23 protein-coding genes and 1 other RNA gene are annotated in these 21,240 nt (G+C 47.1%); 23 read left to right on the top strand and 1 reads right to left on the bottom strand.

Annotation, left to right across the window (positions count from 1 at the left end; translation table 11 throughout):
• Positions 1-104 precede the first annotated feature (104 nt).
• Positions 105-299, bottom strand: a complete 195-nt coding sequence (locus C8J48_RS18255; protein WP_107728694.1) for a helix-turn-helix domain-containing protein — start codon at positions 297-299, stop codon at positions 105-107.
• Positions 300-488: 189 nt separating this feature from the next.
• On the opposite strand from C8J48_RS18255, the gene C8J48_RS18250 reads away from it, so the two are divergent.
• The 23 genes from C8J48_RS18250 to C8J48_RS18150 all read left to right on the top strand — a co-directional run bounded on the left by C8J48_RS18250 (position 489) and on the right by C8J48_RS18150 (position 20,916).
• Positions 489-1,265, top strand: coding sequence for a ParA family protein (locus C8J48_RS18250; RefSeq protein WP_107728693.1), 777 nt, complete (start codon positions 489-491; stop codon positions 1,263-1,265).
• A gap of 67 nt (positions 1,266-1,332) precedes the next feature.
• The gene (locus C8J48_RS18245) at positions 1,333-2,199 is read left to right on the top strand and encodes a hypothetical protein (protein WP_146160533.1); all 867 of its coding nucleotides are present in this window, start codon (positions 1,333-1,335) and stop codon (positions 2,197-2,199) included.
• A gap of 82 nt (positions 2,200-2,281) precedes the next feature.
• Positions 2,282-2,488, top strand: a complete 207-nt coding sequence (locus tag C8J48_RS18240) for a hypothetical protein (protein ID WP_107728691.1) — start codon at positions 2,282-2,284, stop codon at positions 2,486-2,488.
• A gap of 160 nt (positions 2,489-2,648) precedes the next feature.
• On the top strand, positions 2,649-3,749 hold the full coding sequence (locus tag C8J48_RS18235; RefSeq protein WP_107728690.1) for a hypothetical protein: 1,101 nt from the start codon (positions 2,649-2,651) through the stop codon (positions 3,747-3,749).
• 83 nt (positions 3,750-3,832) lie between these two features.
• Positions 3,833-4,444, top strand: coding sequence for a hypothetical protein (locus C8J48_RS18230; RefSeq protein WP_146160532.1), 612 nt, complete (start codon positions 3,833-3,835; stop codon positions 4,442-4,444).
• 112 nt (positions 4,445-4,556) lie between these two features.
• Positions 4,557-4,991, top strand: a complete 435-nt coding sequence (locus tag C8J48_RS18225) for a hypothetical protein (protein ID WP_107728688.1) — start codon at positions 4,557-4,559, stop codon at positions 4,989-4,991.
• Between the two features lie 243 nt (positions 4,992-5,234).
• Positions 5,235-6,068 (top strand): hypothetical protein, encoded by an 834-nt coding sequence (locus C8J48_RS18220; RefSeq protein ID WP_107728687.1) that lies wholly within the window; start codon positions 5,235-5,237, stop codon positions 6,066-6,068.
• Between the two features lie 95 nt (positions 6,069-6,163).
• The gene (locus tag C8J48_RS18215; RefSeq protein ID WP_170105722.1) at positions 6,164-6,811 is read left to right on the top strand and encodes a sortase; all 648 of its coding nucleotides are present in this window, start codon (positions 6,164-6,166) and stop codon (positions 6,809-6,811) included.
• A 67-nt stretch (positions 6,812-6,878) separates the two neighbouring features.
• Complete coding sequence (locus tag C8J48_RS18210; RefSeq protein WP_107728685.1) at positions 6,879-7,781, top strand: conjugal transfer protein; 903 nt, start codon at positions 6,879-6,881, stop codon at positions 7,779-7,781.
• A gap of 1 nt (position 7,782) precedes the next feature.
• Entirely contained in the window at positions 7,783-8,061 is a 279-nt protein-coding gene (locus C8J48_RS18895) for a hypothetical protein (protein WP_170105720.1), read from the top strand.
• An 11-nt stretch (positions 8,062-8,072) separates the two neighbouring features.
• Positions 8,073-8,471, top strand: a complete 399-nt coding sequence (locus tag C8J48_RS18205; protein ID WP_170105718.1) for a TcpE family conjugal transfer membrane protein — start codon at positions 8,073-8,075, stop codon at positions 8,469-8,471.
• Complete coding sequence (locus tag C8J48_RS18200) at positions 8,472-10,988, top strand: ATP-binding protein (protein WP_107728683.1); 2,517 nt, start codon at positions 8,472-8,474, stop codon at positions 10,986-10,988. It abuts the gene before it with no gap.
• Complete coding sequence (locus C8J48_RS18195) at positions 10,985-11,479, top strand: hypothetical protein (protein WP_107728682.1); 495 nt, start codon at positions 10,985-10,987, stop codon at positions 11,477-11,479. Before C8J48_RS18200 ends, C8J48_RS18195 begins: the two co-directional genes overlap by 4 nt.
• Entirely contained in the window at positions 11,476-13,242 is a 1,767-nt protein-coding gene (locus C8J48_RS18190) for a CD3337/EF1877 family mobilome membrane protein (protein ID WP_107728681.1), read from the top strand. Before C8J48_RS18195 ends, C8J48_RS18190 begins: the two co-directional genes overlap by 4 nt.
• 15 nt (positions 13,243-13,257) lie before the next feature.
• Complete coding sequence (locus C8J48_RS18185) at positions 13,258-13,827, top strand: hypothetical protein (protein ID WP_107728680.1); 570 nt, start codon at positions 13,258-13,260, stop codon at positions 13,825-13,827.
• Positions 13,799-14,869, top strand: a complete 1,071-nt coding sequence (locus C8J48_RS18180) for a peptidoglycan DD-metalloendopeptidase family protein (protein ID WP_107728679.1) — start codon at positions 13,799-13,801, stop codon at positions 14,867-14,869. Before C8J48_RS18185 ends, C8J48_RS18180 begins: the two co-directional genes overlap by 29 nt.
• Positions 14,869-15,036, top strand: coding sequence for a hypothetical protein (locus C8J48_RS18890; RefSeq protein WP_170105716.1), 168 nt, complete (start codon positions 14,869-14,871; stop codon positions 15,034-15,036). The genes C8J48_RS18180 and C8J48_RS18890 overlap by 1 nt, the downstream gene beginning before the upstream one ends.
• A gap of 66 nt (positions 15,037-15,102) precedes the next feature.
• The gene (locus tag C8J48_RS18885) at positions 15,103-15,264 is read left to right on the top strand and encodes a hypothetical protein (RefSeq protein ID WP_170105714.1); all 162 of its coding nucleotides are present in this window, start codon (positions 15,103-15,105) and stop codon (positions 15,262-15,264) included.
• An 11-nt stretch (positions 15,265-15,275) separates the two neighbouring features.
• Positions 15,276-15,342, top strand: an RNA gene (locus C8J48_RS18175) — hammerhead ribozyme type II.
• A 14-nt stretch (positions 15,343-15,356) separates the two neighbouring features.
• Positions 15,357-16,244 carry a hypothetical protein gene (locus tag C8J48_RS18170; protein WP_107728678.1) on the top strand — a complete coding sequence of 296 codons (888 nt, stop codon included), beginning with the start codon at positions 15,357-15,359 and terminating at the stop codon, positions 16,242-16,244.
• Between the two features lie 219 nt (positions 16,245-16,463).
• A complete protein-coding gene (locus tag C8J48_RS18160; protein WP_107728676.1) occupies positions 16,464-19,235 on the top strand; it encodes a type IV secretory system conjugative DNA transfer family protein in 2,772 nt (923 codons plus the stop codon).
• On the top strand, positions 19,232-20,053 hold the full coding sequence (locus C8J48_RS18155) for a replication-relaxation family protein (RefSeq protein WP_107728675.1): 822 nt from the start codon (positions 19,232-19,234) through the stop codon (positions 20,051-20,053). Before C8J48_RS18160 ends, C8J48_RS18155 begins: the two co-directional genes overlap by 4 nt.
• A 629-nt stretch (positions 20,054-20,682) precedes the next feature.
• Positions 20,683-20,916, top strand: coding sequence for a helix-turn-helix transcriptional regulator (locus C8J48_RS18150; protein ID WP_245891292.1), 234 nt, complete (start codon positions 20,683-20,685; stop codon positions 20,914-20,916).
• The last annotated feature ends 324 nt before the right edge of the window (positions 20,917-21,240 follow it).

Here is a 21,240-nt window from a genome sequence, read left to right as displayed (position 1 = left end):
CAATAGGGTTGAGTGAATATTATATAGCGACCTAAGTTCCCTTTTGCTTAGGTTGTGTGTTGTTTAGCCCTTTCGGTGAGCTCCCAAACTCGAACCGAGAGGGCTTAATTTTTACCCGCAATTGTCTGACTTTCTTCAGACTGCCTTTCAAAAAATTCCTCTAACTGTTTTTCAGAGATCCGCCAATGTTTTCCCAGTTTTGCTCCTCGAAGTTTTCCCCTGCGAAGGTACCTTCGTATAGTTTCGGTATTTTTAATTTTTAGCTTTTCGGCAACCTCTTCTGGTGTGTAGTAATTCATTGTTGGCCACCCCTCTCTTTATCTAAATTTATTATATTATGAATCATTTTTAGTAGTCAATAACAAATTATATGCTACTTTTCACTACCGATTCTGTTGCTATAATTGGAAAGGGTTTCCGCTCCCTGATGATGAAAATATTTGTTAATGTTCAATTAGGAATTTTGTTAGGTAGGGGGGATTTAGGAGATGAGTCATGTAATATGTGTGGCTAATCAAAAGGGTGGAGTTGGAAAGACAACAACAAGTATCATGTGTGCTTATCTAATTAGTCAGTTTCACAAAGTTCTCTGTGTGGATATGGATCCACAATCAGATTTTACGGAGGCATTAGCACAAGAGGCGGCTGTTGTTTTTGACGGAGAGACACTTCTTGAGGCAATGTGGAAAAAGGATGCCAGACCGTATATCAAGAAAGTTACCGATAATCTGCATTTTATTCCCTCAAATGATCACTTAACGGGGATTCATGAAACACTTTACACCATGCCGAAGCCAGATAGGTATATGGTTTTAAAGGAAACACTGGCACCAGTACGTAACGAGTATGATTTTATCCTTGTTGATGCTGCCCCCAGCCCAGATGCCAAATTAGCTAACTGCCTTGTGGCGTCTGATTACGTTCTGGTTATGTTCAAACCGGCAAATTTTTGCGACCATGCTCTTGATCGTTTTTTTGAATCGGTTGAGACGGCTCAGGAGGAAGCCAATCCAGACTTGAAAGTTATTGGGATCTTACCAACGATGGTTGGAGCACAAAGAAATGATGTACAGGCTTATATGCATACCGTAAAAAAAGAGTATGGAGATCTTGTACTTCAAACACAGATCAGATATCTTGCAGCACATGAGCGTTTTACAATTGGCGGCTTCTTAAACAACCCTGAAACTCAGAAATCAGCTGAGCCTTATTCAGAAGTTGTTATGGAATTGATGGATAGAATTGGAGTGAAGGTAAATGGGTGAAAAAAAGAATCCATATATGGATAAAATCAAGACGGATAAAGAGAAACGTCGTTCAGGAGCACAAGTTATGTTTGGAAAGAAAACCGCTACCGATCCCGATACCAAAAAAGATACCGGTACCGGTACTGATCCCGCTACCGATCCCGCTACCGATCACGCTACCGATAACCCTACCGGTACCGGTCTCGCTACCGATCCCGATACCAAAAAAGATACCGGTACCGGTACTGATCCCGCTACCGATCCCGATACCAAAAAAGATACCGGTACCGGTACTGATCCCGCTACCGATCCCGATACCAAAAAAGATACCGGTACCGGTACTGATCCCGCTACCGATCCCGATACCAAAAAAGATACCGGTACCGGTACTGATCCCGCTACCGATCCCGATACCAAAAAAGATACCGGTACCGGTACTGATCCCGCTACCGATCCCGATACCAAAAAAGATACCGGTACCGGTACTGATCCCGCTACCGATCACGCTACCGATAACCCTACCGGTACCGGTCTCGCTACCGATCCCGCTACCGAGAAAGCTACCAGTACCGGTACTGATCCTGCTACCGATCCCGATACCGAGAAAGCTACCGGTACCAGTACTGATCCCGCTACCGATCCCAATACCGAGAAAGCTACCGGTACCGGTACTGATCCTGATACCGATCTTGATACTAAGAACCCTACCGGTACCGGTACTGATCTCGTTAATATAGATCAATTGGCTAAAAAGTTAAGGGAGCAGCGAAAGAAAAAACAAAAGAAACCTTACGATCAACGGTTTAAAAAGAAAAATGTCGCCATCGAAATGGAATTGGTTAAATTAATTGATGCTGAATCAGGAGGAGAATATGGTGAAGTGAAAAGAATTTTTAATACCGCGTTACGTATGTACTACAGTCTTCCGTTAAAAGACAATTACTCAGATTAATTATATAAATGTATAAATACTATATTTTTTTCTTGACTATTTGTATCCCTCTGTATACAATGGTACACGGAGGGTGAACACAATGTCACAAACGTTTCGGCGAAAAAGAATTGAAGATTACATATTAAAGCTAAGAAGGAGGGTACGAACATTAGAAAAGCAGCTCAGTAAAAACTACGTTCAAGATTCTGAACCGTTAAAATTGATAATCAGGGGAGAAATAAAGGCAATCACGCAAATCATTGATGAACTAGAGGATAACTTCTCAGTGAATCAATTAGGAGGATAAATGATAAGATGAAAAAGACGGTTCGACAACCGGGAGCACTGGCCACCAACCAAACACCACCGATCACAAACCGTCCCTGTCTAATGTACCATAGACCTCAGAAAGAAAGAATACATATATTTTTCCAGTTTTGGGTCGTTGACGGAAAGGTGGCGATCCAATGAGCAGGGAAAGATCAGCTTTAGACAAGTTCATGGTTGTTGTTGTGTTCATTATCGCGCTTGTAGTGATAGCATTATCCACTCATAACACGGCAATGCTGGCACGTGAATTAAACTTGAATCCGTTTTTAACGGCTGGGTTGGTTGAGCTTTTATTTGCTTCACTTCTCTTCATTCGGGGAAGACAGAGGGCGACACAAAGAAATGTTCCGCTCTTTCTCTCTATCGGATACTTTGTAAGTTTAGGTTTCGTAACTGGTGTCAATATGTATGGGTTGTATCAGGAAAACCCAGTAGTTGGTCCGATAGTCGGGGGTGCGATCACCGGGGCAATGTGGCTCATGGAGAGTACATTAGTGTGGTTATGGACGGACAGCCACAAGCCGCACCAAAAGAATTTACGAGATCTAAAACGGGAAGCTAAGAGGGAAATCAAAAGAATGAAGCTCATCCAGAAGATTGAGTGGATGCGTTCAGAGGCTCAAAAGCCGAACTTAGACCTGATCCGGGAGGCACGGAAGGCGGAAGAGGAACGGAAAGAGATCGTGAAAGGTGGACTCCCAGGATTTTTTAAAGACAGCGGAGAAGACAGCAAGGTAGACACTCGACAAGCAGACATCAGGGGAGACAACAAGCAAGCAGATGCCGAGGTAGACGTACAGGTTGTTCGGAAGGAAGATATCCAAGAAGGCGATGAACAAGAGAAAATCGATCTGGAAAGCGGTAAGCAGGAAGTTCAGGAGGAACAAATTCAGGTAAATACGCTCGAATCGGTTATGGACAAAGATTTGGAGGGGACATCTGAACAAGAAAAGGTAGAAAATAATCTTCCTGCAAGACAAAAGTTGGAGGATGACAAAAAGAAAGAGGACAAACAAAAAGATGCCCCCATTACATTTGAAGAAAAACGAGCTTCTTTTGATAAAGAAATGGACCGAGTTGAGAAAATAGCTCGAGATATTTGGAAGGAAGAGGGGAAACGTCCTGGAAGAAAAAAGATCAAGGATACTGCAATGTGTAGTGACAGGATGTCTAGAAAAGTAGCTGACAAGTTAAAGTTAGAGGAAGGAGAAAAGGGAGTAGAAACAAAAGTAGGTTGATCTTCCGCAAGACTGAGGGAAAGAATATCTTTCCTTCAGTCTTTTTATTTTGTTCAAATGGTACCCGTGGTGTGGTACCCGTGGTGTGGTACCCGTGGTGTGGTACCCGTGGTGTGGTACCCGTGGTGTGGTACCCGTGGTGTGGTACCAGCGGTGTGGTACCAGCGGTGTGGTACGGTGTGGTACCCGTGGTGTGGTACCAGCGGTGTGGTACCAGCGGTGTGGTACGGTGTGGTACCCGTGGTGTGGTACGGTGTGGTACCCGTGGTGTGGTACCCGTGGTGTGGTACCAGCGGTGTGGTACCAGGGTGGTGGTACGGTGTGGTACCCGTGGTGTGGTACCCGTGGTGTGGTACCAGCGGTGTGGTACCAGCGGTGTGGTACCAGCGGTGTGGTACGGTGTGGTACCCGTGGTGTGGTACCCGTGGTGTGGTACCCGTGGTGTGGTACGGTGTGGTACCCGTGGTGTGGTACCCGTGGTGTGGTACCAGCGGTGTGGTACCAGCGGTGTGGTACCCGTGGTGTGGTACCAGGGTGGTGGTACGGTGTGGTACCCGTGGTGTGGTACCAGCGGTGTGGTACCAGGGTGGTGGTACGGTGTGGTACCCGTGGTGTGGTACCAGGGTGGTGGTACCAGCGGTGTGGTACCAGGGTGGTGGTACGGTGTGGTACCAAGGTGTAACCTGACAAAATGATGGTTTTGATCTGTTTTTTCTTTTTGAAGTGATATTTGTTGAATAAAACTAGACAGTTTGTCCGATCATCATAGAAAATATTGTTAGCTAGGAAAGGCGGAGGGATCAATGGATGGATTCATATTACATAACAACACCGGAAGCGGCGAAGCTTTTCGGTCTTAATCATTCATATGCAGCAAAACTGGCGAGGGAAAGTCATAAAGCAGGCAACCCCTATCCAATTAAACGTGGCTTACCTTGGGAGGCCACGGTAGAACAATGGGAAAAAATTTTTAATCCACCTAAGAAACAACGGCGAAAGTCCAGGAGGAAAGTTAAATCATCAGAACTAAAAGGGAGTAGGCCGATAGAAGGAATTTCTTGCGCGAAAGCAGCGAAAAGATTGGGGATGTCATACTCATGGGCATATCGACTATCCCAACGAGCGGTCCAAAGGCGATATCCATGGCCGAAACGCGCGGGAAAACAATGGATCGCCCCGCTTGAAGAATGGGAAAAGATTTTTCGAGATCCATTTTTACGCGAATGGGAAAGAAAGAGATAAACAAAATGTTTAAAAAAAATGTCTTGAAATAGTGATTAAGTATGGTTTATTATGTAATTAAGAGGTGGAAATAGTGACCATTTATTTGGTAGTTCCTCTCTTACATGCCATTCTAGCGATTAAAAAAAGGGGGTAATTGAAGAAACCAAGAGTTTAAATTATAATTAAAACGGGAACTTAAGTTCCTATAATGACCTTGATAAGTTTGATTGGGGAGAGGGGCATCATTTTAGGAGGATGCCCATGAAGATGAAAAAGATTAACATCATTACCGCTGCGTCCCTTCTGGTTTTTGGATCGATGACGGCTTTTGGTTCCACCTTAGCTTTTGCTGATAAAGGAGAAAACCAAGGTGGAGAACGACCGTTAGATATGGTTCCCAGTCAAGAAGAAACTCCAGAGCTTGACGTTGAAGTGAAAGGGGCAGGGCTGGATGTGGAGATCGCCATTGGTAATGACGAATCTCCCGCTGATAAAGCGCCGGAAAACGATCAGGAAACCTCTTCCGATCAACCTCCTGCACAGTCTCAGCCCAAAGAGGAAAAGGAACCGGCCAATGAGAAGCAGCCCGATAATGAAAAGCCGGTAGAGAAACCGGAGAAACCAGAAAAATCGGAGAAACCTTCCGATCAACCACAAAAAGAAGAACCTCAAACAACACCACAAGAACAAGCTCCTAATTCTGCTGACGATGAAAATAAACCAGTAGAGAAATCGGAGCAGCCCCAAAAAGAAGAAGAAACGAAAGAACATCAACCAAAAGCGGATGAACCACTTGAATCTGATCAAAGCAATCAATCCAATCAAGAATCAAACCAAAAGAATGAAGTAGTGGTTGCTCAAGAACAAAGTGAAGAAAAGGCTGCTGCAACTGATACAGAGTCAGAGCGAAATGACGAAGAAACCAATGTTGATAAGGCTGAAGATACAGCAGAAGCCCAAGAAGGAGAAGTGAAAGAGGGAGAAGCAATGGTGGAAACAGGATCTGATACGTTGGTGTTCCTGTTGCTCTCCATTGGGATCACGGGGATGGTTGGAACCCTAATCGTTCGGTTTGGCGGCCTGATCCCTGCATGAAGCAGAAATATCTCCTTCTAATCGGAGGGATAGTGCTGGGAGTTGGCCTTAGTGCCAGTGGTTATTTTTTCCTCTTATTTTGGGAGGAAAACCAAATGGCCCAAGCTTGGCAGGGAGAAGCAAAGAAAACCATTCCTTCCACCCCTACACCTTCACCAGTTCCAAAGTTAGAGATGGCTCCCGAGGAGATCGAAATAGGCCCTTCCGATTCCCAATATTCGGATATTGAATTTAAGAGGAATACAGCGCCGTTAGAGAGTGCTGAACCGAGTATTGGAGAGACGAAGGCAGCCTTACATGAAACCGGCATTACGTGGTCGGATCGCCCCAAGGAAGGGGAAAAAATCGGAACCCTATCAATCCCGGCGATTGAGGTAGAAATCCCGATCTGGGAAGGAGTTGGGGATAAGGAACTTCGCAAAGGAGTTGGACATCACCCAACGCCAGCCCTCCCTGGAGAAGGGGATACCGCAGCCCTTGCCGGTCACCGCGAAACCGCCTTTCGCGATGGTAAGAAGATCAAAGAAGGCGATGAAATGGTGGTACAAACCGATGAGGGAACCTTTACTTACCAGGTTCGGAAAATATGGATCGCAGATGCGGATGATCGGACAGTTGTTGCCTCCACGGGAGAGCCGATCTTGCGGGTATATAGCTGCTGGCCGTTATCTGCTCTCTTCAGCGGATACGCACCCGAGCGAATCGTCTGGGAGGCTGAATTAACGCACGTTGAAGTCGAATAATGCTCCATCTCCCCAATCAGGGATAGGTCATGCTATCCCTGCTTTTTTCTAGTAAAGGAGGAGAGTGATGAAAGTCCAATGGACACAGAAATGGTCTCGGATTGGGTTTTATACGCTGATTGGCTATACGGCCCTCTCGACGACGCTGGTTTGGACAACAAAATGGGGACTGATTACTCCCCCCTCTAATCCAGCTGCCGCTACCCAATCGGAGGAGAAGGTTGAGAAAGAAGATTCCACAGATCAATCAACCGCCCGCGCTTTTGCGGCACGTTTTGCCCGAGAATACTTTCTCTGGAGCGAAGGGAATGAGGATACACGGAAAGACCGGCTATCCACCTATCTCCATCCGGATATAGACGTCCAAGGGGGCTTAAATCTTAAAAACGCGGAATGGGATTCCTGGGCCCGGGAAGTGGAGACATGGAAGGTAGAGTCGGGAGGAAAGGAAGGGCAGTTGGAGGCGACGGTTTATGTCCAACTTACCATGACGAAAGGGAAGGAGCAGAAGCGGGTGGATCGATGGGTTACCATTCCCATGCTAAAAGCGGGGGATTCCTATGTGGTAACAGCTCCACCTTTGTATATCCCCCCTCCTCAAGTGAATCTGCCCGAGGATCAGGAGGATTCCGACAAAGAAAAAGGGGATTCCGTCAGCAGCGATATTCGAGACGATGTTGAAACCTTTTTGGATTCTTTCTGGGACACGTATACCACCGGCAAGCCGGAAGAGATCGACCGGTATCTGTTTGAAGGTGTTGAACCGACAGAGGGCCTGGTTGGAATCTTGCACTATCAAGAAATGGATAAATTAGAAGTTCGCCAAGATGGAGACGATTATATAGCGGATTGCCGCGTGAAATTTCAAGATTTATCATCCCGGGGGGAAATCGAGTATAACTTTACCCTTTATCTCACCCGCGAAGGAACCCGATGGTATGTATCATCGATGCATTTAAAGGAGGCTTAACATGGATTGGTTAACAACGGTTGTTGCAACTTCGTCGATGGTGCTCGCTGAAGGCCCGGGAGAAAAGTTATATGAGGGCGGACAAGGGGAAATCGGAAAGGTCTTTTTGTTGGTTGTCGTAGTAATTGCTGTCTGGCTTTTTTCTCAGCGTGCCTTTACCAAGTTTATCGGTTTTGCGGTGTTTGTAATGGCGGTTTCCGTCTTTATTTTTACACCAGAAACAATCACGACGCTAGGGGAAAAAGGATTTGGCTGGTTGTTTGGGGGTTGGTTAGACTGAGGATCTTACGTGTGTATGATTCCGTTTTTAAAATCGACAAAACTGTTTATTCCATTCAAGGAGTACGACTCCTGTTTCCAGTTTCCTATCGGCAGGCAGGCTTCTTTGTGGGAACCTTGGCCGTGATGCTCATTTTAAACGCGATTCCAGCGACCCGGTGGGCGTTGGATGCGACTTGGGTGTTGGATTCCTATTTGGCTAAATTTATAGGGGTTCCCGCGCTAGTAGCTTGGTACTTTACCAAGAAAACATTGGATGGAAAAGCGCCTCATCGGTTTTTATGGCGGTGGTTGGAGTATCGGTTTTCCCCCCGCCGTTACCGGCGCTATCAGGAGATGGAGCGTCCGAGCAAAGGAAAATGGCAATATGAAGGGGTTATTGGCTACCGAAATAACGGAGGTGAGGCTTAGATGGCAACCCGAATCTCTTTTCCAGTGAAGTATTTTGAAGATAATTTGATTTTCAGTGAGGATGGAGCAGTTTGGACGGGCTACCGTATGGATGATCGCCACTATGATTATCGATCGGAGACGGATAAACTAGCCCTCTTATCCAAGCTGGAGAGCTTCTACTGGAACACCAAAAGCGACACGCACGCCTTGATGGTTCCCCGCTTTCAACGCGGGGATGAACCATTTAAGGTGTTTAATATTAAAACCTTACCGGCTGAAGGAGCCCAATATCTTGAGGATTGCCTAAACCTTCTAAAAAAACGGGAAGTCAGTCACTATCAGTATTACATGTTTGTTCGCCTCACAGAGGTGCAAGAAGTAAGCGGATCGCCTCTTTCCAGCTTGAAATATGCAGTGAAAGACTTCAAACGCTTTCTTACCGATCGTTCAGGAACTAGTACACCTGAAATCTTTGAAGAAGAGATCGAGGCTTGTCGATTGCAGGAAGAACTAGTATTTAACCGTATTCGAGAATGTTTGAATGGAAAGAGGATCACGACAGAGGAGATTCAGTGGCTCATTCGTCGTGGTTTTTATCGGGGAATCGGTGAAGTGCCGCTTCGAGTGGGATGGAAACCCGGAGTGGACGAGGTAGTTGTCAATGAAAAGAAAGCAAAGCGTCCACGGCAGCCGGAAGTCCTTTCCTTAACGGAAGGGAAGTTCAAGGATATTGAGGGCCGTCACTTGGAAGTAGAACAGTTCGTCGACGGAAAACCCCGGAAAGGGTTCATGGCGTTCATGACCATTTCCTATTTTCCCGATTATCGCGACTTTCCGGGGGCAGAATGGCTTCTGTGGTTAAATCAGCTGCCTTTTGGAGTGGAAGGGTCGATTCGTACCGAATACCTCAACTATCATGAAGCTCTAGGTAAAGTTCGGAACAAAAAGAAAGAGTTAGACGCGGAGGAAGAGCATGCTTATGAGAGTGGTGTAAGACCAGCGCGACAGTTGTCTGAATCCCAAGATGATACGGAAGATCTCGAACGGGATCTCAGTAAAGATAAATTTCCGCTGCTGAAAATGTCCGTCGTCCTGTGTGTATCGGCGCCGAATGAGCAGATTCTTCAGCAACGGATACAGGCTGTTCAAGATTTGTACGTTCGTGAGATGTTTGAGGTGCAAATTCCCTACGGAGATCAATGGCGAGGTTTCAACGAGTTTATCCCTGGTGGACAGCGATACATTATCGATTACATCCGTAACGTAGAGCCGGTTACTGTAGCGGCTAGTATGATCGGATTCAGCCGACAGCTAGGGGACGGAGAAGGGTGCTACATTGGAGATTTGGGACACCAGCCGGTCTTTTTCCTTCATGATCGCGGTCCGCGACATCCGATCCTATCCACAACCGCATCGGCCTTGTTCGTAGGCAAAACCGGGAAGGGGAAAAGCCTTCTAGCCAAATTGATCGTCTACCTTGCGCTCATGGTTCTCCGGGCTAAAGGGGTTGTATTTGACCCGAAAGACGAATGGAGAAAAGTGTTGAAGGTGCTGCCGGAACTTCGACCTATTGCCCGGATCGTAACCCTCCGATCGATTGAGGAAGATCGCGGCAAACTGGATCCCTTATCAGGCGCTTCACAAGAGGGATTGGTTGAATCCGGTGAGACAGCCAAGCGAATCCTGCAGTTTCTCGCCCGAACACCCGACGGTACGTTTGAATCGACGGTAATCGGAAAAGCGGTGGATCAAGTGGTCTTAGAGTCCTGTGAAGGAAAACATCCCGCGTCGATGATGAAGGTTTTAGACTATCTGAAACAGCGAATGGAAAAGGCACCAGAGCGACGGCAAGAGCGATTAGAGGAAATCTACGAGGTGTTAATGTACCATGCCTCTTCGGGTCAGACGCAATTGTTGTTCGGGGACGGGACTCAACAGCCGATTGATCTCTCCAAGCAGCTAACCGTTCTCCAGGTCGAAGGGCTGCAATTACCAAAAGACGGCGAGACAGACTTTGGACGGATCGGCTTGGCGGTGATGATGGCGATCTCCGACTTCAGCCGTCGCTTTTCCAATCAACCATCCAATCAGTTCAAATTTGTGCTCTTCGATGAGGCTTGGCGCTTGGCGAAAGCGAAAGAAGGGCGGGATATCCTAGAGGAGTTGATCCGGACCGGCCGGAGTAAAAACTCTGCGATCTATATCGCCTCCCAGTCCGCTTCTAAAGACCTGATGGGCGAAGAAATCAAGAACAACATCGGATATAAGTTTGTTTTCGGCGCCGAAAACGAAAAAGAAGCGGAAGAGTCGTGTAGGCTACTTGGTATCGAGGTTAATGACGATAACATCAAGACAATCAACAACTTACCGCCTGGAATCTGCTTGATGTCTGACTTGGAAGGTCGGGTTAATGAGTTGCAGGTGAACCCGGTACAGCAGCGACTACTGAAAGCCTTTGATACCCGTCCTGGAAGCGATGATAAACCGCAGCCAGTTTCAAATGGAGAACGAAGAAAGGAGGCGGCGATGGCATGAATCGAATAGCGGTAATACTCCTCCTCTTTGCCCTTATCCTTGCGGGTTGTCAGTCAGGTGATGGCAAGACGGCATCCCCCAAGGAAAAAGGGCCAGAAACGATCGACGGTGTTAGTCCACGAGATCTGCCGGTGATAGTGGCTGAAGCACTGCCTCAACAGGATGGAAAAACCTTGGATCGTTTTATTGTTGATGAGGACAAAGACCGATTAAGAGAACACTACGATTTAGATAAAGGTCCTCATGGAATCAAAGAAGATTTCAAGATCGATCCAGACTATCGATTGGTTGAATATCGAGCAAATGATGACCTTTATTATTATCGTTTGGAGTATCCCGGACAGTCGAAAGCAGTGTCAACAGATTATTATAAAGTTTTTCGGACCGATGAAGGATGGAAAACTTACTACTACTACAGCAAACCCAAATGGGAGTATGAAACTCAAGACCTGGAGCCCAATGTCGTCAAGGGGGTGCATGATCAACCTTGAAGAAAAAAATATTGATCTTACTGGCTATCCTAGCCACCCCCCTTGTCCTTTCTTTTACGGTTGCCGCCATTGCTTCAGATGACTTCTGGGGAGATGACGACGACGGAAAAAGAACGGAGGAGTACCGCAAAAAACAAGAAGAGGAAGAGCTGAAGCGAAGAGTCGGGGAGGGGGATATGCCTAATGATCTCGACGCCTACAACGAGCTTCAGGAAAAAGAAAAAGAGAAGAAAGAAGAAAAAGAAGCAGAAGCTGCTAAAGGAGAACCGGATGATTTTGTCTCCCCCGCAATGCAACAGCAATTACGGGAGTTGGGAGACGGCCAACTGACAGCCTATGACTATATGATTTATTTTCCTGAAGAACGGCTGGAATATGTGGAAGAAACGCTGAACTACCCGATCCTATACAACGACTATTATCCCAGTCAGTATTCGCTGGAGTTGATACTGGATGACACATACTGGTGGGAACTAAAGGATACCGCTTCCAATACGGGTCACTTCTTCTTTCATCAATGGGTAAATACCTTGTGGCAGTACCTTGTCGTATTCAACTTTCAAGTGATTTCTTACGTTGAGAATGCGTTCGCCAATGATATTGTGGACTCCCTTGCCAATGTCGTCGGGGCTTCGGTGCAAGAGATCGCTGGATTTTCCAACGGTTCGATTGGCGATTCAGGCTTGTGGGGAGAGCTTTTTACCTTCTTTATTGTCCTGGCGGGTGCTTGGGCTGCTTATATGTTTATGATCAAGCGGGCAACCACCAAAGCAGCATCCGGACTCGGCTTAACCATCTTGGTGATGGTCCTGGCATTAGCCCTGTTTTCCAATGCCTCTGGGGTCATGAAATATCCCAATGATATTTCTTCGGGTCTCAGTCAGGAGATCTTAGGGATTGGGATTAATCTTGTTCCGAACAGTGAACAGCAGATATATGAAGCAGAACAACGGGCTCTTCGCGGGATTGAATCAGAGGAGGAGAAGGAAATCCCCAAGGAGGCAGTTTCCTTCCTGATTGCCGATCGGTTGTATTACTTATTGATTTATGAACCGTACTTGCTGTTGCAATACGGTAAGACATCCAGCGACATCACCTGGAGCCGATCGAGTGCGATTCTACAACACAAAGTGATGAGTGAGCAACGGGCGGATGCTGTTAAGAAAGAGGTTAGCAAAGATAATCCCTACGATGATGAACCAACTTACATGATGACCACTGCCGGTACCTTTGAACGGTTAGCGGTAGTGATCTTGCTCTGGACTACCCATATTATCTTGGGAATTTCGCTGCTGATCATGGCTGGAGCGATTCTATTTTATCAGTTGCTGTTTATTATTTTGACGCTATTTGCACCGATCGCTTTACTGCTGGCGCTTATCCCCGCTTGGACCTACGTCGCCATGAACTGGTTTCAGAAATGGGTTGGTGCGATTCTGATGAAGCTGATCCTGTCCGTATTTCTTACCATCATACTGGCGATTTCACAAGTCTTGTACAACACAACACCGCCATCAGAATATGGCTACATTTGGACCATTACCTTGCAGCTGCTGTTGGTGATTGGAGTCCTGTGGAAGCGGAAGGATATCTTCAATATCCTACGTGCTCCCATCCGGGGGATTGAACAGTTTCCCGGTGAAAATCGCGGCGCTGGTGGTGTGATTCGGGCCGCTACGAGGTATGTAGAACGGGGTTACCGTTATACAAAGGGGCGTGGCCGACAAGATTCTCGTAGCCGTTCGGCTCGTCGCGCTACTTAGGGAGGAGGATGGACAATGCGAGGATCTTTCTTTAATCCTAACCTCCCTAGTGGCCGCCTACGGCTGTTTGTAGCCCTTCTGCTGCTATTTTCCGTGGTTGGTTTTGGTACCCGTTATCTCCTGATTCAATCGGGCTGGGTGGGGTCTTCATCCAGCCCGGTACCACCAACGCAAGAGGAACCTCCGGCTGCAGAACAGGAGGAAGAATCACCGGAAGAGCTGCCCCCGGTAACGGAGGAAGACCGAGAGCAGGCACGGCATGTAGCAGAAGATTTCGTTGCTGCTTATCTGTCCTACAGTCCAGATGAGAAGGAAAAACTTCTGGAGGAAGTGAAACTGACTCGTTCCCTTCAAGCCGAGATTGAACCCATTGGACCGGTAACGGTTCGGTCGACGGAAGCGGCGAAAGTAGAGGATTATCAGCGGGATCAAGACGGTGAGATCGTTTGGAACATTTGGGCGACGGTAGCGAAAGGAAAGGGAAACTTTGAAACGGTGTATGAGGTCGTATTAACCCGCGAGGGTGGCAACTGGCGGGTAGGGGAGGTGACCGCGATTGAGTACCCAGGGCTCGACCGCGAGTAGAGTCGCCCGATGGGCAGGCGGGTGGGTGGTCCATCGAGCCGCTCAAGCAGCGGTCGCGGCACTCGGCTGGGAAGTCATTTTGATCATCTTCCTCATTCTTCTTCTATTTGCGATTCCGGTATTGGGTGTTCTGGCGATTGGTCTGATCGCGGTATTTACCACACCGGAAATGCCGCCAGAAGGGACGCTTGGACAGATTGAAGGTGTTCAATATGCCGATATCATCAATACTGCTGTGGCGGCGGCCTCTGCCAAATACGATGTCGATCTGGACCCCGCGCTGATTGCCGGGATGATTCAACAAGAATCCAATTGGGACCCAAAAGCTGAATCGCCAGCGGGAGCACAAGGATTGATGCAAATCATGCCGTTTAACCTTAACGGCATTGATCCATACAACCCGCGACAAAACATCTTTCGGGGAACGGAGATTATCGCGTCCCATCTAAAGACCTATGATGGCGATGTGGAGAAGGCTCTGGCCGCCTATAATGCTGGTCCTGGAGCTGTAAGCAAAAACATCTCGAATGGGGGCGACGGGATTCCGCAAAATGGAGAAACTCCTGAATATGTCGAGAAAGTGCTGGGATATCAAAAAACATATCAGTCACAGGTGAAGAAAGGGGAAATGGTTGCTGTCATTGGGGATGGAACGCTAGGGATGCCAGCAGAGGCACAAATTAGTTGTGACTATCATTGCTATGACGACCACGGTGGGATCGATTTTTCCGGCCAGGGAAATCGCGCGATTTATGCGGCTGCTGATGGGCAGGTCGTCCGGAAAGAAGATCTTAACGGACGCAGCTATGGCACCTTGGTCGTGATCGATCACGGAGGTGGGTTGGAGACCGCCTACGCCCATATGGAATGGGACGATATTTTAGTAGAGGCGGGGCAGGTTGTGAAACGAGGGGAGCCGATCGGAACGATGGGGAATAACGGAAAGTCCAGCGGTGTTCACCTTCATTTTGAAGTCCGCCTCAATGGTGAACGGGTTGATCCTACCCCCTATCTTCAATCCAAAAGTGAGGGTGATTCATGATGAATTGGAAAATGGGCGTTGGAATGATTGCTATTGGAATTGGAAGCTTGGGAATGCTAGGTTTGCTATACCTTACTGGTTGGCACGATCCATTGTATACAGCACTGATTGAGAAGCCATATGCATTTTTAAATGGGGGTCAAGCCGACTTTATCTTTGAACCGTAAGAAAAGGGTTGAAGGAGCGATATAGTAGGGGTATCGCTCCTTTTTACTAAGAAAGGGGAGAAGGAAATGGCGATTGTAATGATTGCGGCGGTTGGGTTTATCTCATATCTCCTGTTGGGGAAACGCGTGACAAGCTGTTTGTTTCAGACGGTTGGACTGTTTGCTTTGTTCGTTTTCGGGATTTTGTTATGGGGGGTTCTCACCTTTGGCAAAACCCCGCCTCCTTGATGGTGAGACCAAAGCGAAACGGACGGCTTTGCCGTCGTCGTCCGGGGGTGGTGCCCCGGGCCTGATGAGCAGCCGAAGTAGAGGAGGGGCCCATGGTTACCGAAGAATACCTGTTACGAGTGGGGGTTCCTCGCCAGCATCTGGAACAGATGAGGAAGGAGATTATCCACGCACACTCCTATTATCGACATTTTTACAAGAAAGAAGTGGAAGAAAAGAACGTCTTGGTCCCCGTAAATAAAATTCGCGGGTTGCTGGAATCGAGGGGTGATCCCGGTTATTCCTGGCTGGACCATATTACTTATCGGGCAGGATGCCTCTGGCGTCTGGAGAACTTTAAGCCCTGGTTGGAAGAACTGGGGTTAGAGACTTTTCGAAAATCATTTGCCGATCCGGGGTATAGTGTCGAACTGTACTATTATGATCAAGAGGATGCCTATTATGTGGGCGGTGACGGAAATCATCGAACCACCTGGGCAAAGATCGTCAATGCTCCCTATATCTCTGCATGGGTAACCCGGAAATGCTTTCTTCCCGGTCACTATGAGAATTATAAGCTTTTGCGGGCAAAGAAAGCAGAACTGGTACAGACGGTGAAGGAATACGGACTTCATTTGCGCGAGTGGAGAGACGGAGCCCATATCTCGCTGACAGGACAAGGGAGTATCTGGTTCCATGTTACTCCTCAAGTGTTCGACTATGGCAATCAGGAAAAGGTGACAGCCGCCCTTCACCAATACGAAAAGACCCTTGGCTTTCTTCAAGAGTTGCAGGAATTACATAAGCGTGTCCAGATCCTAAAGCAACCAAAATTTCGTAATTTCTTTCTTCAACTCGGGAAAGGCTGGATCACTGATCGGGAGCGAAAACGAATTTACAAAGGGTTGTTGAAGCTTTACGAAGAGGGATGGCCTGAAAAGCGGTACAACAGTGAGGAAGCGGAAGAAACTGAACCTGTCAGACCGCGACTAAAGCTATAAAGGCAAAGGGGGAATTGGATGTCCTGGTTTAAAAGCGACAATGGAAAGCGGCGCGGACCTGGGTCTGATAAGCGGTCAAAGAGAAGAGAGGGTTGGACGTCCTGGTTCCAAAGCGACAATCAAGAGAGAGACAGACAGGGGCTTGATGAACAGTCAGAAAGAAAAGAGAATTGGGCGTCGTGGTTCCGACAGAAACGTCGCCCTGAAAGGGGAGATTAGATGTCTTGGTTTGAGACTTCAAGCGGTAACAACAAAAATAATGACAAGGAACTGGAGACCCTTGGGAAGTTAACGATGGCAATTGGCACGCCGATTGCTGCCTTAATGGGTTTGAAATGGCTTGGAGAACAAGTGGGATTAGGGAGTGGAAGCAATACGAATGTTGGGACTTCCTTTAATGCCTGGGCGGATACGATTTTACAAACGGCTGCTTATACAGCTGGCGGAGGGGCTGTGGCTGCAACAGCGGCAGTAGGGGGGTATGCGTATGCCCAACATTATCACCGGCAGTATGCACAGCGTCACTTTCGCTATATCCGGATTCTCCCTCATGCGGATACCCGCAATGAAGAAGAAGAAATCTTTAAGATGATCGATGGGTTTTACCATGCTCGGCGGCCTAAAAAAGAGCAATGGAAACGCGGGCGGGTATGGTACCAGCTTTTGATCGTCTGCAATCAGGAGGATGAGATCCATTTTTATCTAGGCTTTCCCGAGGATCGGGAAGAGTACATTCCGGGCTTGATCCGGGGAGCTTATTCCGACTGTGAGACGCTGGAAGTTCCAATGAATGAGGTTCCTCTTCCCTTTCTAAATAAAGGCATGGGGGGGACTTTGGTTCCGAGTAAACCAGAGTATGCAGGGTATCCATTTCAATCTTTTGATGGGAAAGAGAAAATTACATCTCTGCTCTCCGTTCTGGTTCCAGGGACGTATGTTGCCATTAACTTTAGTCCAATTCCTTTTAAGACCCTGGATAAAACGGTGGGGAAGACTCGGGATCACTTGCTTGGTGTCAAGCGAAATCTGTGGGGGCAAGAAGTAAAGGCGAAGCAGAAAGGAGAATTGGACGACAAACGCCAGGAAAAGCTGGATAACTTGAAAAACCGACTACGAGGCAATGCGCTTCCATTTGATGTCCAGATCCATATATGGCAAGAAGATAATCGGAACGATGTCATCCATTCGTTGGTTAATCAACTTAATGTGGTTGTAGGCAAACAAGATCAGTTGTTGCGGCTGAAAGAAAAGGGGGAAAGCCCAATTGAACGATCTCCCTACCCCTATCCTTGGGGCAAAGGGGAGGTGATGACTTGGACAGCCGTTGAAGTGGCTAACCTCATCCATTTGCCGTCAGGGCGAACAAAAGAGCAGAAAAAACGAAAGCAGCCTCACATTATGGATCGTATTCCGCATTTGATTGCGGGCCAGGTGCGAGTTACAGATGATGAATTTACGGAAGGGATTCCGATCGGTTATCTGCTTCACCCGGTAAATGAAAAGCGCCTGATCCGGCTTTTAGAGAAGAAGCTGCAAAAGATGGGGCTGGTAGTGGGGCAGATCGGTTCCGGGAAAACGGCGTTGATCCTTAAGATGATTCGAGCCTACTTGGTCCGTCGGTTGGGTTTTACCTTCGTCGACCCGAAAGCAGAGGCGGTATGGACGATTTTGACTTACCTTCGCGAGCGACAGATCGCGGGGGATGAGTTGGAAGAGGATCGACTCCATTACTTTGACCTAGCTTCAGAGGAATTTTCGGTTGGGATGAACTTACTGCAGCCGTTACCAGGTCAATCGGAGCGGGATGTGGTCAACAATACCATTGAAATCCTTAAAAACGCCTATCCCAACGATTCGGGTTGGTTGAAAAAATTCGCTCGTCCTTCAATTAAAGCATTAATGCGAGATAAGACAGAGATCCATAGCGTTTTGGCACTCCCGGAATTTCTTAAAGAAGAAAGCCCGTTAAGGGATCGGATTAAGCAGCAGTTAGAACAAGGAGCAACCTCCGATCGGGAGTTAAAGCGGGAACTGGATGAGCTGGAGGATAAGTTTGGGGGTACCCAGGTTGAACCGATCTTAAACCGGTTGAAGGAATTGATCGATAACCCGATTACCAAGCGAATGTTTGGGCAGAAACAGACCTCCCTAAACGTCCTGGAATGGGTGGAAAACGGCCATATGGTGCTTTTTAATACCCAAGGGCTGACTCGGGAGGAGACACGGCTGGTGATGGGGTATATTGCGGTCCTGTACCACCAAGCGGCACAGAATCGGAAAAACACCTCATCAAACCATTACTTGTTCATCGATGAAGCGCATGAAGTGGGATCTATCCCGATTTTCCACGAGCAAATCATCCCGAAAGATCGGAGTAAGGGCCTCAGTCTCTTTATGCTGACTCAGTTCCCTGAACAGTTCCCTGAGAAGCTAAAAACAACGATCGAAGAACTTGCTGGGACCATTATTTCCTTTACTTCCGGAGAGGCAACGGCACGGGAAATTGAGCGGCTAACCAACGGTAGTTTTGCCGCCTCCGATATCCATGGTTTGAAGGAGTTGCGAGGGGCGGTTTACACCCAGAACAGCAAGGGGGAAAAGGTTAATTTCTTCATCGAAGCCGATCCGCCTTATGTGATTGACAGGGATGGAGAGCTCACTTACTACGGAGACGATGAAGAACGTATTAACCGTGAACGAAACAATGCCTGGCGCGAAGCCCAGGAAGAGCTGGGGAATGTCTGGATGACGCGGGATTGCATGACGGCAGCAGAGGTTGACGCTGAGATGAATGCTTACTTGGAAAAACTTTGGGCAATTGAGATGCCAAGGGGAACCGGGGATGATCAGAAGAGTAAAGGCGGTAAAGGGAAGGAGAAAGGAAAGAAGGGCAAGGAGCGGAAATCTTCCCAACCTCAGGGTACGGGATTAAAGCCGGTTCAAGATATTCCGGCCTTTCGCTCGAATGATAAGGAGGAGGAAAGAGAATGATTGTCGATCTGTTGTTTCATCCAGACTACACTAAAAAAGAAAAGCTGTTGTGGGCGTTGTTCACTTTCGGGATGGCGGATCGGCATCACCTAGCACAAACGTTAAACTGTTCCGTTCATAACATTGATCGGATGATTAAGGAGTGGAACCGGAAGCTACCGCCAACGGATCGTTTTATTTTAGCGAGGCGGCCGTCTCGGGATCAGCCAAGGATGTACTACCTAGGCTCACGTGGTTGGACTCTGGTGATGGAATGGATGGAGGAGAGTCGGCGATATTATGGGAAAAAGAAGAAGAGAGCAGGCCACTATCGTGGGCTTACAGACATTTTTCTCCGATTGGTGCAGCGGATCGGGTACGATCATCTGCCGGATCGGTTAATCTGGCAATCAGACTATGAAGCGTGGGAAACAATCTGTTATCCCTGGCGTCTAGCCAACTCCGAGAGATGGAAAGATCCCCGGGTAAGGGAAGAAGAACAACAACTTCTTACCCGGCCAGACGCTCGGGTTATCGTGGATGGATATGCTTATTGGGTTGAATACGACCATGACACTAAGCGAGAAGCTCCCATGAAAGAGCAGTTTGGTCGGTATATTGAGAGTTTAGCGTACCTTCCCTCTTATGTAGATGTCCATCATCCGGTTGTGTGGGTAGTTCCAACCGAAAAACGTCGCCATGATCTAAAATCTTGGTGGTCCACGGTAAAACGTGAGCCCGATTATCAGGATCTGGAGTATAAACCCGAGATGAGATTTTTTCTCGAAGGAGAAGAAACGAGCTTTTTTCTACGAGAAAATATTCGCCAAACAGGGTAAATCAAGGGCATCGTGATGATGCCTTTTTTTGTACCTGTAATTATACCTGTAATCATACTTACAATTATACCTATAATTATACTTGTATAATGTACTGTTATTAAGATTCTGTCTATTTATTTGTATATCGAAAATCTCCATATTACTCTTTATATCTACCTATATCTATATAGATTGTTTTTCGGACTGACTTTCAGGAGGTCGTTTTCGTCCTCCTTCGTTCCGTTTCTTCGCGGCCTTCGGCCACTCAACACTCCACTTCGTCGTTCTCAAACTCCTCCTGAAAGTCGCCGCTTCGCGGCCGCTGCGCGCCCACGAAGCGGCCCCACCCCATCTGCCTGGATTTCCCAGACAGATGGGGTGGGGTTGGTTATTTATGGTTTTCGGTTGTTGTTGGCTGTTTCTCACGCTCTTTCTACATTAATAATATCATCGATTTCGATTTTTGTCAATCTTTATGATTTATTTTTTTATCACTGTGTTTTACATTGAGGTAAGTTGATGATTATGATGTTGAACTCTTAAATTAAGAATAGCACAGGTCGGAACAAATGTCAATCACTAAGTTTGATTTTTATATCATAATGATTTATAATTAAATCAATACATAAGGTGGGTGATTGAAAAACATGTTAAAGCCTCGGATTTCATCTATGCTTGCACGAAAGAGGGAAGAAGGTGTTAAAATCACACAAACAGAAATAGCAAAAACACTTGGAGTTACGCGTCAGCAGGTTAACTGGTGGGTGACTGGAAAGAGAACCCCTCGACTGGAAACCGCTTTTGAACTTGCTGATATCATTGGTTGTCGGGTGGATGACTTGTTTGAATACACAAAAAAAAGAATAGGAGACGGGTTATAACATGAACCGGCAAGTGAGGTAGGGATACGGCAACGATTCGAGAAATTTGGGGCCACTCTGGAAAAGAGTGGCTTTTTTTGTGCGCATCTACTCAAAACTTAAAATGAAGGGGGTACCTACACCCCTCGGGCGAAAATAAAACAGTCTCAGAAGGCGAAATTCTAGGGACTGGTGCTGTGTCTATGGGTCGCCGTACAAATTTATTTAAAAAACCAGCTTCCTGTACATAAGGAAGCTGGTTTTTTAATCTGTTTCCTTTTCAACTATCAAAAGTTCGTCCAATCGACAATCATACCGATTCATTAACCTTTCTAATATATCGCG

This window comes from Desmospora activa DSM 45169 (genome assembly GCF_003046315.1).
GTDB classification, from domain to species: domain Bacteria; phylum Bacillota; class Bacilli; order Thermoactinomycetales; family DSM-45169; genus Desmospora; species Desmospora activa.
The sequence above is the reverse complement of the archived record's forward strand: the minus strand, read 5'-3'. Positions and strand labels throughout refer to the sequence as shown.

Bases quoted from the DNA above. Each gene is read 5' to 3' on its own strand.
- C8J48_RS18255 (WP_107728694.1), bottom strand. From the start codon at position 299: ATGAATTACTACACACCAGAAGAGGTTGCCGAAAAGCTAAAAATTAAA.
- C8J48_RS18250 (WP_107728693.1), top strand. From the start codon at position 489: ATGAGTCATGTAATATGTGTGGCTAATCAAAAGGGTGGAGTTGGAAAG.
- C8J48_RS18245 (WP_146160533.1), top strand. From the start codon at position 1,333: ATGTTTGGAAAGAAAACCGCTACCGATCCCGATACCAAAAAAGATACC.
- C8J48_RS18240 (WP_107728691.1), top strand. From the start codon at position 2,282: ATGTCACAAACGTTTCGGCGAAAAAGAATTGAAGATTACATATTAAAG.
- C8J48_RS18235 (WP_107728690.1), top strand. From the start codon at position 2,649: ATGAGCAGGGAAAGATCAGCTTTAGACAAGTTCATGGTTGTTGTTGTG.
- C8J48_RS18225 (WP_107728688.1), top strand. From the start codon at position 4,557: ATGGATTCATATTACATAACAACACCGGAAGCGGCGAAGCTTTTCGGT.
- C8J48_RS18220 (WP_107728687.1), top strand. From the start codon at position 5,235: ATGAAGATGAAAAAGATTAACATCATTACCGCTGCGTCCCTTCTGGTT.
- C8J48_RS18215 (WP_170105722.1), top strand. From the start codon at position 6,164: ATGGCCCAAGCTTGGCAGGGAGAAGCAAAGAAAACCATTCCTTCCACC.
- C8J48_RS18210 (WP_107728685.1), top strand. From the start codon at position 6,879: ATGAAAGTCCAATGGACACAGAAATGGTCTCGGATTGGGTTTTATACG.
- C8J48_RS18895 (WP_170105720.1), top strand. From the start codon at position 7,783: ATGGATTGGTTAACAACGGTTGTTGCAACTTCGTCGATGGTGCTCGCT.
- C8J48_RS18200 (WP_107728683.1), top strand. From the start codon at position 8,472: ATGGCAACCCGAATCTCTTTTCCAGTGAAGTATTTTGAAGATAATTTG.
- C8J48_RS18195 (WP_107728682.1), top strand. From the start codon at position 10,985: ATGAATCGAATAGCGGTAATACTCCTCCTCTTTGCCCTTATCCTTGCG.
- C8J48_RS18185 (WP_107728680.1), top strand. From the start codon at position 13,258: ATGCGAGGATCTTTCTTTAATCCTAACCTCCCTAGTGGCCGCCTACGG.
- C8J48_RS18890 (WP_170105716.1), top strand. From the start codon at position 14,869: ATGAATTGGAAAATGGGCGTTGGAATGATTGCTATTGGAATTGGAAGC.
- C8J48_RS18885 (WP_170105714.1), top strand. From the start codon at position 15,103: ATGGCGATTGTAATGATTGCGGCGGTTGGGTTTATCTCATATCTCCTG.
- C8J48_RS18170 (WP_107728678.1), top strand. From the start codon at position 15,357: ATGGTTACCGAAGAATACCTGTTACGAGTGGGGGTTCCTCGCCAGCAT.
- C8J48_RS18160 (WP_107728676.1), top strand. From the start codon at position 16,464: ATGTCTTGGTTTGAGACTTCAAGCGGTAACAACAAAAATAATGACAAG.
- C8J48_RS18155 (WP_107728675.1), top strand. From the start codon at position 19,232: ATGATTGTCGATCTGTTGTTTCATCCAGACTACACTAAAAAAGAAAAG.
- C8J48_RS18150 (WP_245891292.1), top strand. From the start codon at position 20,683: ATGTTAAAGCCTCGGATTTCATCTATGCTTGCACGAAAGAGGGAAGAA.